The following is a 13,733-nucleotide window of genomic DNA, read 5'->3' on the forward strand; positions in this document are numbered from 1 at the left end:
TCTGCAAACCAACTCATATATTAATCAGGAGTTGTGGCCTAAAAGCATTTTATAAACCATTTTTACAATCCTCCCATCAGCAATTTAGCAATTCAACAATTAAGCAAGGCAACAACACCGCAATCAGTAATCAACAATTAGCTATTAACTATACTTTATCTTCCCCTCAAAAGGATAACTTTGTCGGCTTAATTCAGGTAAATCAATCTTTAAAGTATAACTATAAAACTATGGCATCTTTCGACATTGTAAGTAAGGTAGACCCACAAACCATGGACAACGCCGTGAACGTTGCCCGCAAGGAGATCATGAACCGCTACGATTTTCGTGATACTAAGGGAAGCATCGAGTTCGATAAGAAAAACAACGAGGTGAACATCGCGATGGAAAACGATATGCGCGTGCAACACACCGAGGATGTGCTTATAGGTAAAATGGTGAAGCAGGGGCTGGATGCCACCGCCCTCGATTTCTCGAAGGAGGCCTACCAGTCAGGCGCCATGATGAAGAAAGACATCAAGGTAAAGGCCGGTATCGATAAGGAAACATCCAAGAAGATCATGAAGATCATCAAAGACAGCAAGCTGAAAGTATCGGCTGCGATAATGGACGAAACCATACGCGTTACCGCCAAGAAGATAGATGACCTGCAGGGGGTAATTGCCTTGCTGCGCACCAACACCGAGGAGATCGGCATGCCGCTGCAGTTCGTGAATATGAAAAGCTAAAGTTGCTGAGTGGCTAGACTGTGTAGCTGCTGCATTGTTCGGTTACAGAAAGGTGAAAAGCAGGAAGCCAAAATCTTTGTGCGTGTTTAGCTGTACCTGCTCATTCGCAATCCGTAAGCGCATAGCGCTAAACAACTGTGCTGGTAAGCCAAAAACACCAGTTTAACCATCAAACAATTTATCAACAAAGTATGGAAATTTTCGCCAACCCGGATACCTGGATAAGCCTGCTCACCCTGACCTTTATGGAGGTGGTGCTGGGTATAGATAACATCGTTTTTATCTCGATAGTGGTAGGCCGCCTGCCGCACGAGCAGCAAGCCAAAGGCCGTACCATAGGCCTGGCCCTGGCTTTGATCTTCCGTGTAATCCTGCTGCTCTTTATCTCCTGGATTGTAAGCGCAAGCGATCCGCTGTTCAGCATAGACCTGCCGTTTACGGAAGATGAGTTTGCCGTATCGTGGCGTGATATTATACTTTTTGCCGGCGGTTTGTTCCTGCTGGCTAAGTCTGTAACCGAGATACACAACAAGCTGGAAGGCGAGGAAGAAGAACATGGCACAACCAAGGTACATGCCACACTGGGCAAGATATTGGTACAGATCGTACTTATCGACATCGTGTTCTCCTTCGACTCTATCCTGACGGCTGTTGGCCTGGCGCAGGAAGTGATCGTGATGATCATTGCCGTTATCCTGGCCATGGGTATCATGCTGATATTCGCCAAATACGTGAGCGACTTCGTGAACAAGCACCCGACAGTGAAGATGCTGGCGCTGGCCTTCCTTATCCTGATCGGCTTTATGCTGGTAGTGGAGTCGCTGCACCAGCACATCCCGAAAGGTTATATTTACTTTGCTATGTTCTTCTCGCTGCTCGTAGAAATGCTGAACATGAAGCTGCGCAAGAAAACCATACCGGTGCACCTGCGCCAGAACGAAGTGTTGGAACCCGAGGAAGAAGAGGTGGTATAACGGTTTAGCCTCGTAAGTATAAAGTATAAAACAGCACCGGCACCCCTGCTACAGGCGGTGCCGGTGCTGTTTTATACTTTGTCTTTAGGCCTCCCGAGAGGGGGCAGTATCGGGGCCAACCACCCCTGCCCCTCCTTGTCTAAGGAGGGGAGCCTGTTACTGCCACTTTAGAAGTAAAAGCTTCGTGGCGAATGCTCGGACACCCGGACAGGTATAAGCCCACCCCTACCCCTCCCGAGAGGGGAATTCGGCTGAAGTTCCGTTAGCCACAGCTATCGAATATGTTTCCAGTCTTTCCGTTGAGCGCCTTTGGAGTTTTTCCGGTGACGAGCGGAGCGAGGCATTGCGACGCAGGAGCAAAGGAAAAGGTCCCAGCGCGATGCGGGAAGACGAGCCCTCCCGGGCTGGAGGGAGCCAAAGCCTGAAGTGAAACGATAGGTATGCAAGACTGAGGATGAGCGGTAGCTAGCAAGGATAGCTTGGTTCAAACTGGGGAAAACAGCGGCTACGAAAGTATAAACTGGCAAGTATAAATATGCGGATTAGGAAATCCGCGGCAGAGAGGTTCCGGACAAGGATGTCCGGAACAGTGGGAAAGGCAAGTATAAAGTACAACCAAAGTATAAAGTATGGCTCTCCAAGCCAATCGAGTTACAAACGCAACACCACAAAAGGACATAAGTCTGAAGACTTGCGCCAGAAGAGTATGGAGGCAAGGGTACTCAAATCCTAAAACCTTTGACCCCAAGCCGCTTATCTACAGATTTTCTATATATTAGCCGTACACTATGCCGATTCTGCCATGCGCCGCTCCCTTGTTGCCGTTCTGCTGCTTTTCACCCTGATAGGGCTGTCCCTGCTGAGCCTCTGGCTGCTGACACCGCCTGCGCCAGTGCCTGCCAGTGCCCCGGCCACAGCGTTTTCGGCGGAGCGGGCCATGCACCATGTGCGGCAGATAGCCCAGGAGCCGCATGCCATGGGAACAGCCGCACATGCGGAGGTGAGGAAATACCTGCTGCAGGAGATGGAGCAGCTGGGGCTGAGCCCGCAGGTGCAGGAGGCGACAGCGATGGAAAGTAAAAACGGGTCAGCCCACATAGGCTATGTGTATAACCTGATCGGGCGATTAAAGGGCGCAGGCGATATTGGCAAAGCGGTACTCTTAATGGCCCATTACGACTCTCAGCCTAACGCCCGAGGAGCCGGTGATGATGGCGCCGGGGTGGCTGCTATTCTGGAGACCATACGCGCCCTGCGGCAGGAAGCGCCGCTGCAGCATGACGTGATCGTGCTCCTGACCGATGGAGAAGAGTATGGCTTATACGGAGCCAGGGCATTCCAGAAGCACCCCTGGGCAAAGGATGTGGCGCTGGTGCTAAACCTGGAGGCGCGCGGCACTAGCGGCCCCAGCATGACCTTTGAGATGAGCCCCGAAAACGGGTGGATAGCGAAGCAGTATGCCCGCGTAGCGCCTTACCCATTCTTTAACTCGCTGGCCTACGAGATCTACAGCCGGATGCCCAACAACACTGATTTTACCGTGTTCAAAGACGAAGGTTACACCGGCCTTAACGCTGCTTTTATTGATGGCTTTGTACACTACCACAAAACCACTGACTCTCCTGAAAACCTGAGCTTAAGTACCCTGCAGCAGCATGGCAGCAACTTGCTGGCCCTTACCCGCCACTTCGGCCGTACTTCCTTAAACCAGACAAAGGCTCGCGACAGGGTATTTTTTAACGTGGCGGGGAGTTGGGTTATAAACTATGATGCCAGCTTAAACCTGCTTTGGGTGGCCCTTACAACGCTGCTGCTGTTCGTAACCGTTCGGGTAGCGCTGCGGCAGGAGGTGGTAAAACCGCGCGGCCTTTTAATGGGCTTTATGCTGTACCTGCTCTTGCTGATTGTTATCGCCATATTTTTTTACCCGCTAAACGAATGGGTATGGAGCCAGCTGCCGCTGTCGCACCGGCAAAATGGTGTGTACAGTGCCGATGGTTTCTTTGCTGCTTACCTGCTGCTGGCGCTGGGCTTTTTTCTGCTGCTGAGCCGGCTGGCGCTGCGTTGGCTGCGCCTTGTCTCGCTGCAGCTGGGTGTGTTTATACTTCAGTTTATGCTGATGCTGACCTTGTACCTGCTGATACCCAATGCGGCTTACCTGTTTCTGTTTCCGCTGCTGTTTAGCCTGAGTGGTACGCTTGCGCTGCTGCTGATGGGTTGGAAAGGCACCTCGGAGATGCTGCCAAAGTACACGCTGGTTTTGTTGCTGACCAATGTGCCGGCTGTTTTCCTGTTGCTGCCCATTGCGCAGGTGGTTTTTACGGCCTTCTCGCTGCAAATGCCTTATGGTATGGTGCTGCTGGCGCTGGTGCTGGCCGGGCTGCTACTGCCGCTGCTGGTGTTTGTGGCGCGCGGCCTTAGCTGGAAAAATATGCCCTTGCTGTCGCTGGTGCTGCTGCTGGTGGGTGGTGTGCTGCTGGCGCAAGCTATAACCGGAGAGAAGCCGTCTGCCGAGCGGCCACTGCACAGCCACGTGAGTTACTACCTCAACACTGATACCGGCAACGCGTGGTGGGCTAGCCGCTTTCCTAGTACCGACGACTGGAACAGGCAGTTTTTTACCTCAGCCACCCGGGAGCCGCTGAGAGAAATGTATCCGCACGCCTCTATACCATATCTTAAAAACGAGGCAGAGGCCCTGAGCCTGCCAGCCCCTGTAGCGGAAGTGCTGCAGGATGCTACGTCTGATAATATGCGCCTGCTCCGCCTGCGCCTTAGTTCGCCGCGCGGGGCTGCCCACCTGGAACTGGCGCTGCAAACAGCGTTGCCGGGCAAGGTGCAAGGTATAAAACTGGCTGGCCAGGTGCTGCCGTTAGATCCGCTTAAAACCGATAGTGGGGAAGTATACTTTACCCGCTTCCACGGCCTGCCCGAAAGCAAGGCAGTAGTGCTGGAAGTTCGCCTGGCCCCAGGTGCACCCCTCACGCTGCACCTCCTCGACCAAAGTATTGGCCTGCCGCAGGAGTTGGTGAAATCGCCCCGGCCACCCCACGTCATAGCAGAGCAGGGCCGCGACAGCAACCTGACAGTGGTGCGTAAAAGTTATACTTTCTAAGCTGGTTCTGCGGGATGATTCCTCACCCTGAATCTCAAAGAGTTTCTCGCCCATTTTAGTAAGGCATCCAGCCAAATTTATACTTTAAAAGGAATCTTGATTTGAGCCAAACCATAGAGCCGGCGTGCGCAGTATAGGGTATAACATTACCATACAAGCACCCGACTATATGTTCATAGATAAAGTAATCACCCTTGCCCTTGGTGCCATGTTTCTGCTGGCCCTGTCCTGTGAGGGGCCTACAGCAGAAGAAGCCACCACCAACAATGCCCCGCAAAAAAGAACACTGCAACAGGAGCCTACTTTTTGGGATTATGCCGCCAGCAGTAACATGCTGCAGGTAGCGATAGCTACAGTAGCCGCAGAGAAAGGAACTACAGAGCACATCAGAAATATAGCCTCAGAGGCAGTGGCGTTTCATGTAAAAGCATTGGAAGACCTGAAGGCGTTGGCGGAGCGGTACGACAATATTCAGTTGCCCGACAGTCTGGGCGCCGCCGATTTGGGCCTGGTGCTGGAGTTTAAGCTACTGGAGGGGGAAGAGTTGGATACGCACTTCCGGGAGTTTGTGCTGAGTACCCACAATGCCCAGCTGGATACTTATGAAGAGGCGTTCCTGAAGGCCGATGATACCCCCACCCGCGATTGGCTGATGGATATGCGGGCGCACCTGCGCCAGGAAATCACTGCGATTGCAGAAGCAGACTCAGTGGAGACTGCAGCAGAATAAACGATAAGTATAGAAGCGAGTTCTATTTCCAGAGGTCGGAGGCTTTGCGGGCCATCCGGAAGAAAAGCTCGCGCTCCAAGCCCGCTACCTGCCGCGCCTCGCAGTCTGAGTAACCGTTTTCCACCGCGTTAAGGTAGTCGTAGTATAACTGGGCCAACTCCAGCGAGTCATCCTCAAAACACTCGGTCAGGTCTTCGGAAACCTGTTTCTCCGGCTCAAATACTTTGGAAGGGTATAGCCTGTCGAGCTGGTAGATGAGGTATTTCTGGCGTGTCTTGTTGGGCTTTCCACCAAAAAGCTGCTCTAGCGGCAGCTCCTCGTCATTCTCATCAAAACCCTCTAAATCATCCTCCAGTGCCAGCGGCTCATATACGATAATGTCATGGCCGGTAAGCTCCAGGTACTCGTCAAATTTCTCTTTAACCGGAATAAGGGTGGGAGATTCGTAAGGCTTGTCCAGCACCTCGGCCATGTGCAGGGCAATGTCTTTGCCCTTTTCGCCGGCGGCAATCAGTATCTGGTTAAACTGGCAGAAGTCGCAGCCCAGGTACACGAACTTATACTCATCATCGAGCACCGTAAAACACCAGAGTGTAATAAACTCGGTTTCGTCTATCACCACCGTGTCGATGTATAGTTCGTTAATCTGAACATAGCGTGGCGAATATTCCTGAGAATCCATGGCGTTACGGCTTTAAGGTTCTGGTTGCGGCACAGTATAGGTACTATTAATGCGTATACGGAGTTTTTCGGCACATGGCAGTTAATCTATATACAAATTTTTGCCCCAGGTTAATCGTCGTGGCGGCGCAGGTAGTAGATTATGCCGCCCAGCAGTGTCACGCCGATGCGAATTACCCAGCTGCCTGTTTCTCCGAACTGGCTTAACCAGTTTAAAACCAATAAATTAGCTCCTGTAAACTCCACCACAAGCGAAACAAGGCCTGCCAGCAGCAGAAACAACCCGATAAATTTCATAAGTATAATTTTTTTTGTTGGTCAGGATCTATTCTGCCTGAAATTATACCTGTGGCCGGTATTTTTGGAGTATAGTCCACTTTAAATATAGGTAATTTAAAGTATAAAACCAGCGGTTTTAAATTTATACTTGAGAAGGGGCGGAGGACTACCTGAAACCGCTTTTTATGGAAACCCGGCCAAGGGCTAACCCCAGATTCGCTCTATAAAGCGCTGTGCATTGCCGTAGGCCAGCTTCTGCAACTGCTCCCCGGAAAACTGCTTCTGCAGGCGACCCAAAATATAGGTGTAGCTGCTGCTTGCCTGCTCATGCTCTTTGTAGTAAAATGGATATCGACTACGGTCCACCTCATCGGCAAAGTAAAAGTAATCCGCTCCAAAGCAGAGGGCGTCCTCAGCGCCGTGCCCGAAGCCATACTGTATGTGCTGCAGCAGAGCCTCCGGGTCCTCTGTGTTCAGGAACTTGCGCAGAAAGTTCATGCCTATCAGGCCCTTGCGGCGGATGATCTCCTGTGTTAGCTCATCGGGCAGGTTGCGCTCGTGCTGCCAAACCGGCCTGAAGTTAGAGTGGCTGGCAAGTATAGGGATGTCGAGCCTTTCAGTGTCGATGTGCGTCAGGATGTCGAAGGCCAGGGCGTCGCTGGTGTGCGAGAGGTCCACGGCGATGCGGCGGCCATGCAGGTAGTCGAGCAGCATGCGGCCATCGGTTGTAATGCCATGCGTGGGGGCAGAAGAGTTGCCGCCGCCAAAGCGGTTGGCAGTATGGTGGGTAAAGCTGATGTACAGGATCCGTCCGCATACTTCTATCATCTTCTCCAGGCGCTTAAAGCCTTCTTCCAGCGGCTCGCCCTCCTCGCAGAAACCGGCGGCGTTTTCGATGGCGGCTACCATGCCTGTGCCTCCCGGTCGTTGTATCGCCTCCTGCAGCAGCTGCACGTCGGTTACGGCGGTCAGGCAGTTGTCGGCATCGGCCAGTTGCCGGAACATGTCGCGCTGCAGTTCGGCGTAGCGGGTGCTACCCGGCCCGGTGGCGGAGTAAATGGCCATTACCTGCAGCTTCACGTTGCCTTCTACCAGCGAGGGTACCGCGCAGCCAATCTCCTCCACCTTGTTCATGTCGGAGTTGGGCACGTCGGTCAGGTATACCAGTAAATCGCAGTGCAGGTCGATAATGGGCAGGCGTGTGGCAGGCGTTGGATTCATGTGCAGCAGTATAGGTTTAGGAGCTTAAGTTAGAGCAAAAAATCATGGCAAAGTATAGGCAGTCCAGCTTAAAACTCATGAAGGCAAGTATAGCTTGTATTTGTGTTTGGCTTTTTGTTTGGGTGATGCGGCTGGCAAAGAACTACAGCTGGCTGGTAAGGCCTGTCTGCTCCATACGGGCAATTCCATCGGTCATCCAGCAACCCTTGTAAGTGCCCTTGCGCTGCTTGGTAAGTATAAACATATAAGCCTGCTGCTGCCCCTCAACCGACTCTAACACCACCAGTTGGTAGGCCTTTTTACCCGATATCACCAGTTGGCCTGTTTTGTAACTTTTAAAGCTTATAATTGGACGGTATTCAGGCTCTCGAACCATAAGCCGGAAGTGGTTGAGGGAGCCGAGATAGGCGCGGGTGGCTGGCGAAGAGAAGTTAAACATGGTAATCACGCCGCTGTCTGCCGGGTCGTTCTGCTGCAGGGCACGAAGCTGTATACTTATGACCTGGCGCGGCGAAAGTGCCTTGTCAGGCTTCAGGTATGTCCATTTTGAAGTATGGGCTATCTCAGGACTGGCAGAGGTATAGGTGGCGTAGTGGTGCTCTTCGGCGGTAGGCATCGTCGGGAACTGAAGCCAGAACATAACAAGCAACAACACCCCGATCGCTAGCATGATCTTGTCAAATATGTTGTCTTGCGCCTTCATGTAAATATGTACTTTATTTAGGCAGGTATTGTTGTGAAACAACCGGTTTTTGGGGTGGATGCATGTCTGTGCCCTGCCAATGCCTGAAAACAGAAAACAAAGCACAGGGTCTGCGTATATTGTCTCAGGCAACAGCACACCATGAAAAAAGATGTTCTGACAGATAAAGTGAGGGCCGCCACCGGCTGGGTGCTCCACCAGCCGGTGGTGGTGCGCCTGCGGCAGCGGTTCCCGCGGGTTACCTCCTTTGTGGCAGGGCGGTTCGATACGAGCTACTTTATTGGTTTGCCGCTGACACTGGTGGTGCTGGCCGGTGTGGTAAACATGATGCTGCTCTCTAACCTGACAGAGAGTGTGGTGGAGTCGGACTGGATCGTGACGGTGGACAAGCATTTTACCTCTATGCTGTTTAACATGCGCTCCGAGTGGCTGAGCCGCACGTTGTATGCCATTACCTGGTTCGGCGATCAGCAGGCAGTCTTTGTGGTAGGCGGGTTTGCTACGCTGGTGTTCCTGGTGCGCAGGCGCTGGCTTTCTTTGGTTGCGTTCTGGCTGGCCCTGGGCGGGGTGGGCCTCACAGTGCGTTTCGGTAAGAAGTTTATCAGCCGCGACAGGCCCTTGGGCGATGTGGCGTACTATGCCGTAGAGCATTTCTCCTTTCCGAGCGGGCACGCCACAACCTCTATGGTGCTTTTCGGCATGCTGGCCTATTTCCTGTACCGGCATCTGGATGTGCCGTGGCATCGGAAACTACTGGCGGCTATCGCCTTTATACTTATCGTGCTGGTCAGTTTCAGCCGTATTTACCTGGGGGTGCACTACCTGTCTGATGTGCTTGCCGGGCTGCTGCTGGGGCTCTTGTGGCTGTTGGTGGGCATAAGTATAGTAGAGGTGATGCTGTACCGCAAAAGGAGGTATAACAACCTGCATAACCGGTAAAGCGGTACTTTTTCCGGGCTAATGCGTATTAAGGCAAGTATGAAACTTAAACTACACACAGGCATTCTGTGCCTCATCTTGCTGGCTGCCACCCTGCTGCCGGCATTGCCCGCCCGGGCCTACAGCGTACTCACGCACCAGGCGGTGGTAGATGCCGTTTGGGACACCAGGCTAAAGCCCCTGCTGCTCCTGCGCTACCCCAACGCCAGCGAGGAGGAACTGAAGAATGCGCACGCACATGCCTACGGCGGCTCCATAGTGCAGGACATGGGTTACTATCCTTTCGGCAATACCTTTTTTACCGACCTTACCCATTACGTGCGCAGCGGCGACTTCGTGGAGAGCCTGGTGCGCCACGCCGACACCGTGGAAGAACTTGGCTTTGCCTTAGGTGCCATGGCGCATTTCAGCGCAGATATTTACGGCCACCCGATCGGTACGAACAAGGCAGTTCCACTTGTGTACCCCAAAGTGCAGCAGGAGCACGGCCACACTGTAACCTACGCCGAAGACGCCATCTCACATATAAAAACAGAGTTTGGGTTTGATGTGCTGCAGGTGGCGCGGGGCAATTACGCACCAGAGGCTTACAAAGATTTTATCGGGTTTGAGGTGGCGAAGGAGCTGCTGAAGGAGGCTTTCCTGGAAACGTATGGGCTGGAGTTGAACAATGTGTTCATGAGTTTGCCGGTGGCTATTGGCAGTTACCGCTATACCATCCGGGGCATTTTTCCGGACCTTACCAAGGCGGCCTGGCAGGCGAAGAAAGGAGAGATACAGGAGGCCAGCCCCGACATTACCAGGCGGCAGTTTATGTACCGCATGAGCAGGGCCAGTTTTCATGAACAGTTTGGCAGGGACTATGATCGGCCAAACTTTTTTGCCCGTGCAGTGGCCTGGGTTATAAAGGTGCTGCCCAAAGTAGGGCCGCTGCGCCCGCTGGCTTTCGTGCCGCCACCGCCCAAGGCCGAGGAGTTGTACATGGAAAGCTTTAACATGACGGTTGATAAATATGGAGCTATGCTGCAGCAGATGGGCAAGCACCACACCCCACGGCTACAGAACATGCAGCTCGACACCGGAGAACCTACCTACCCGGGCACTTATCCCCTCACCGACGAAACCTACGCCGAACTGCTGAAGAAGCTGGCCAAAGCCGAGTTTAAGCAGGCTGATAAAGCCCTGCAGCAAAACATACTGCTGTACTTTGAGCAGGCCAAAGCTCCGGACAGGAGCGATAAGGAGGCGCTAAAGGAGTGGGAGGAAACACAGGAATACCTGGTGCAGCTGCAACGGCTGCATGCAGGCCGCTAAGCCTGTAAATATTGTATATTTTTTGTGCCGGTGCAGACAGGCTACTGCGCATGGTATGCGTGGTTTATACTTTCTGTAGAAGAGGGTTTGTATTTAAAAATATAGGCCTAAACGCAACTAAGCTCTGCGTTTAACGATAAATATAGTTACGGGGCTTGGTTAAGCAGCAGCTTTAGCAGCTAAACCGACGCTCCCTGAAATTGTATCATTTAAATCAAGACTAAAATAAAAACAAATGGAAACGAACAAGAATAATAACACGACCACAAGTAGTACAGCCGCACAGACACAAGGACAGGCCAGAACAAATACAACCCCTTCCAGCGGTACCCAAAGCAGTACCAACCAAAGCAACACATCTAGCAGCAACAGCAGTAATAGTAGTCAGAACATGCAGGGCCGCAGCAGCCAGAAAGCTACCACAGGTAAGGGTGGCATGAAGGATATGCAGGATAAACTGACACAGTTTGGTAGCACCGCAGCTACTAAGTTCAGCAACATGACCACCAAGCAAAAGGCAATGGTGGGTGGTGCCGTACTTGCGCTGGGCGCTGGCTGGATGGCCATAAGCCAGAAGAATAAAAACAAGATCAAGAACCAGATCGGCTCAGCGGCTTCTACTGCCAAAGATGCCATGCACAATATCAACGCAAAGCAGCAGCAGAACAGACCGGATAGCAGTAGCTCCAGCTCATCCAGCACAAATGCGCGTGTAAAATAAGCTGGCATACATAACCACACAGCAAAGCCGAACCCGTATAGGTTCGGCTTTGCTGTTTTTACGGGTGTGGCTTAATCAGTTGGTGCGGCAGGTAGCCTCGCCACGCTTTATCAGGTACTGCTGGTGGTACTCCTCGGCACGGTAAAAGGTATCGGCCGGCACAATCTCCGTCACGATCTGGCGCCCGCTGAACTCCGGCGACTGCTGCCAGTTCTCTTTGGTGGTCTCGGCCATCAGGCGTTGCTCGTTGTTGTGGTAAAAAACCACCGAGCGGTACTGCGACCCAACATCAGGCCCCTGCCTGTGGAACTGCGTCGGGTCGTGCGCCTGCCAGAATACCTGCAGTAGCTGGTCATAGTTTACCTGCCCCGGATCATAGGTTACCTGCACTACTTCGGCATGGCCCGTGCGGTCAGAACAAACGTCCTGGTAGGTTGGATTGGGGGTGTGGCCACCCATGTAGCCGACCTCCGTATCTACCACGCCGGGCGTGTTTCTGAAGGCAACTTCAATACCCCAGAAGCAGCCTGCCCCAAACGTGGCTTTTTCCCGTTTTTTATTTTCTGTCGATTCCATAGTCTTAAAAATGATTTATCTGTCGAGGGCGCGTTACCAACAGGGTTGGCATTTCGTAAAATGTCCTTTCCATACTTTAAAACTGCAGAATGAAAAAGAAGGTTATACTTCATTTTGACTCCAAACGGAGCCGAAACCCAGAGGGGAAGCATGTGCGCGACGGGCTTTCTACCGTGCTGAGTACAGGTAACAACCTATGGCTCAGTTGCGATGAGCGCACCACGATTGAGCGTCTCACGCAGCAACCCGACGGCTCCTACGCGCAGCACCAGTCCTTTAACCTAGAGGATTTTCTGGATCTGCCTGCCAAAGGAGACAGTGAGATAGACATTGAAGGTATGGGGCTGGACAGCAACTACCTCTGGGTTATGGGTTCGCACAGCCTGAAAAGGAGCAAGCCCAAGCGCCACCAGTCCATCCGGAAACAGATGAAACGCCTGGCCAGAGTAAAGAACGACCCTAACCGCTACCTGCTGGCGCGCATTCCCATACTTCAGGATGCCAGCACAGGCGACTATATCCTGCACCGTGAGGTGGAGGACCCTGAGCGGCCGGGCCAACTGCTGCGGGCGGCGCAATTGCACGGCGACACCCACAGCAGCAGGCTCACGGAGGTGCTGGAGGAGGACGAGCACATTGCTCCCTTCATGAACATACCCGGTAAAGACAATGGCTTTGACGTGGAGGGGCTGGCGATTTACGGCCACCGGATTTTTATCGGGCTGCGGGGACCGGTGCTGCGCGGTTGGGCCATGGTGCTGGAGGTGGAGGCTGAGGAAGACAAAGAAGGCAAGCTGCACCTGAAGAAGCTGGAGAACGGCAAGCCCTACAAAAAGCATTTCCTGAACCTGCGCGGTAAGGGCATCCGGGAGTTGCGCTTCTTTGGCAAGGATTTATACTTGCTGGCCGGCCCTACCATGGATTTGGACGGCGTGATCGCGATCTACCGCTGGCCCAACGCCGTTGGCGAGGAGGAACAGGTGGTGCACAACAACGAGCTGGAGCGATTGCTGGAAGTACCCCACGGCACCGGTCAGAACACCGGAAAAGACAAAGCAGAAGGCCTTGCCGTTTTAGACGAGCACCATGTGCTGGTAGTGTTCGATAGCCCAACGGATGAGCGCAAGGAAGGCGAAGAAGCTGTGTGGGCCGATGTGCTGCGCCTGGTGGAGTAACTGTAACCTTCTGCTGGCAAAGTGCCTATACTTGTTAAACAGCCTGACGCTGAGAACCTATAACGAATAAGACTATGAACAATGCTATAAAAGCAATGGCGGGCGGCCTGGCCGGTGCCTGCGCGGTAACCCTGCTGCACGAAACTGTACGGCGCTTTGTGCCGAAGGCCCCACGTATGGATGTGCTGGGCATGCGTGCTCTTTCAAAACTGATGCGAATGGCTGACCAGGAGCCGCCGCAGGACCAGGAGGAACTTCATAACTGGACGCTGGCCGGCGATATAGTTTCGAACTCGCTATACTATAGCCTGGCAGGAACTGGCAAGAACGCCCTGTGGCGCGGTGCCATACTTGGTGCGGCGGCTGGTGCAGGCGCTGTACTGTTGCCGGGGCCGTTGGGGCTGGGCGAGGAGCCGAGTAACCGCACTCCCCAAACACAGGCAATGACCATTGGTTACTACCTGCTGGGCGGTATGGTGGCTGCTGCCGTTGGCTACGCCCTCAGCGGCGACGAGGAGGCGGAAGAAGTATGAATGCCGTCAGTTTAAAGCAGAAAAGGCAGGTACGCTACAGTACC

Annotated in this window: 15 protein-coding genes; 10 read left to right on the top strand and 5 right to left on the bottom strand. The window is 53.1% G+C overall.

Annotated elements, in window-relative coordinates:
• Positions 1-230: 230 nt before the first annotated feature.
• The 5 genes from OO017_RS15115 to OO017_RS15135 all read left to right on the top strand — a co-directional run bounded on the left by OO017_RS15115 (position 231) and on the right by OO017_RS15135 (position 5,547).
• Positions 231-728, top strand: a complete 498-nt coding sequence (locus OO017_RS15115) for a YajQ family cyclic di-GMP-binding protein (protein WP_266053433.1) — start codon at positions 231-233, stop codon at positions 726-728.
• Positions 729-919: 191 nt separating this feature from the next.
• On the top strand, positions 920-1,702 hold the full coding sequence (locus OO017_RS15120; RefSeq protein WP_266053434.1) for a TerC family protein: 783 nt from the start codon (positions 920-922) through the stop codon (positions 1,700-1,702).
• A 535-nt stretch (positions 1,703-2,237) separates the two neighbouring features.
• A complete protein-coding gene (locus OO017_RS15125; RefSeq protein ID WP_266053436.1) occupies positions 2,238-2,435 on the top strand; it encodes a hypothetical protein in 198 nt (65 codons plus the stop codon).
• Positions 2,436-2,504: 69 nt separating this feature from the next.
• The gene (locus tag OO017_RS15130; RefSeq protein WP_266053438.1) at positions 2,505-4,817 is read left to right on the top strand and encodes a M20/M25/M40 family metallo-hydrolase; all 2,313 of its coding nucleotides are present in this window, start codon (positions 2,505-2,507) and stop codon (positions 4,815-4,817) included.
• Positions 4,818-4,986: 169 nt separating this feature from the next.
• On the top strand, positions 4,987-5,547 hold the full coding sequence (locus OO017_RS15135; protein ID WP_266053439.1) for a DUF4142 domain-containing protein: 561 nt from the start codon (positions 4,987-4,989) through the stop codon (positions 5,545-5,547).
• 22 nt (positions 5,548-5,569) lie between these two features.
• On the opposite strand, the gene OO017_RS15140 is transcribed toward OO017_RS15135, so the two are convergent.
• The 4 genes from OO017_RS15140 to OO017_RS15155 form a co-directional block, all read right to left on the bottom strand.
• On the bottom strand, positions 5,570-6,229 hold the full coding sequence (locus tag OO017_RS15140) for a hypothetical protein (RefSeq protein WP_266053440.1): 660 nt from the start codon (positions 6,227-6,229) through the stop codon (positions 5,570-5,572).
• A 110-nt stretch (positions 6,230-6,339) separates the two neighbouring features.
• Positions 6,340-6,525 (bottom strand): hypothetical protein, encoded by a 186-nt coding sequence (locus OO017_RS15145; protein ID WP_266053441.1) that lies wholly within the window; start codon positions 6,523-6,525, stop codon positions 6,340-6,342.
• A 186-nt stretch (positions 6,526-6,711) separates the two neighbouring features.
• Positions 6,712-7,728 carry a dipeptidase gene (locus OO017_RS15150; RefSeq protein ID WP_266053442.1) on the bottom strand — a complete coding sequence of 339 codons (1,017 nt, stop codon included), beginning with the start codon at positions 7,726-7,728 and terminating at the stop codon, positions 6,712-6,714.
• 142 nt (positions 7,729-7,870) lie between these two features.
• Positions 7,871-8,431 (bottom strand): DUF4864 domain-containing protein, encoded by a 561-nt coding sequence (locus tag OO017_RS15155; RefSeq protein ID WP_266053443.1) that lies wholly within the window; start codon positions 8,429-8,431, stop codon positions 7,871-7,873.
• Positions 8,432-8,572: 141 nt separating this feature from the next.
• Here OO017_RS15155 and OO017_RS15160 point away from each other — a divergent pair, with 141 nt between their 5' ends.
• The 3 genes from OO017_RS15160 (at position 8,573) to OO017_RS15170 (ending at position 11,405) form a co-directional block, all read left to right on the top strand.
• Positions 8,573-9,370 (top strand): phosphatase PAP2 family protein, encoded by a 798-nt coding sequence (locus OO017_RS15160; RefSeq protein WP_266053444.1) that lies wholly within the window; start codon positions 8,573-8,575, stop codon positions 9,368-9,370.
• A 39-nt stretch (positions 9,371-9,409) separates the two neighbouring features.
• Complete coding sequence (locus tag OO017_RS15165; RefSeq protein ID WP_266053446.1) at positions 9,410-10,684, top strand: zinc dependent phospholipase C family protein; 1,275 nt, start codon at positions 9,410-9,412, stop codon at positions 10,682-10,684.
• A 235-nt stretch (positions 10,685-10,919) separates the two neighbouring features.
• Complete coding sequence (locus tag OO017_RS15170; RefSeq protein WP_266053447.1) at positions 10,920-11,405, top strand: hypothetical protein; 486 nt, start codon at positions 10,920-10,922, stop codon at positions 11,403-11,405.
• Between the two features lie 75 nt (positions 11,406-11,480).
• On the opposite strand, the gene msrA is transcribed toward OO017_RS15170, so the two are convergent.
• Complete coding sequence (gene msrA, locus OO017_RS15175; protein WP_266053448.1) at positions 11,481-11,981, bottom strand: peptide-methionine (S)-S-oxide reductase MsrA; 501 nt, start codon at positions 11,979-11,981, stop codon at positions 11,481-11,483.
• Between the two features lie 89 nt (positions 11,982-12,070).
• On the opposite strand from msrA, the gene OO017_RS15180 reads away from it, so the two are divergent.
• Together OO017_RS15180 and OO017_RS15185 are read left to right on the top strand one after the other, a co-directional pair.
• The gene (locus OO017_RS15180) at positions 12,071-13,156 is read left to right on the top strand and encodes a DUF3616 domain-containing protein (RefSeq protein WP_266053450.1); all 1,086 of its coding nucleotides are present in this window, start codon (positions 12,071-12,073) and stop codon (positions 13,154-13,156) included.
• A gap of 74 nt (positions 13,157-13,230) precedes the next feature.
• Positions 13,231-13,689: a hypothetical protein gene (locus OO017_RS15185; RefSeq protein WP_266053451.1), complete on the top strand. Its 459-nt coding sequence runs from the start codon at positions 13,231-13,233 to the stop codon at positions 13,687-13,689.
• Positions 13,690-13,733 lie beyond the last annotated feature (44 nt).

Source organism: Pontibacter anaerobius (genome assembly GCF_026241195.1).
GTDB lineage: Bacteria > Bacteroidota > Bacteroidia > Cytophagales > Hymenobacteraceae > Pontibacter > Pontibacter anaerobius.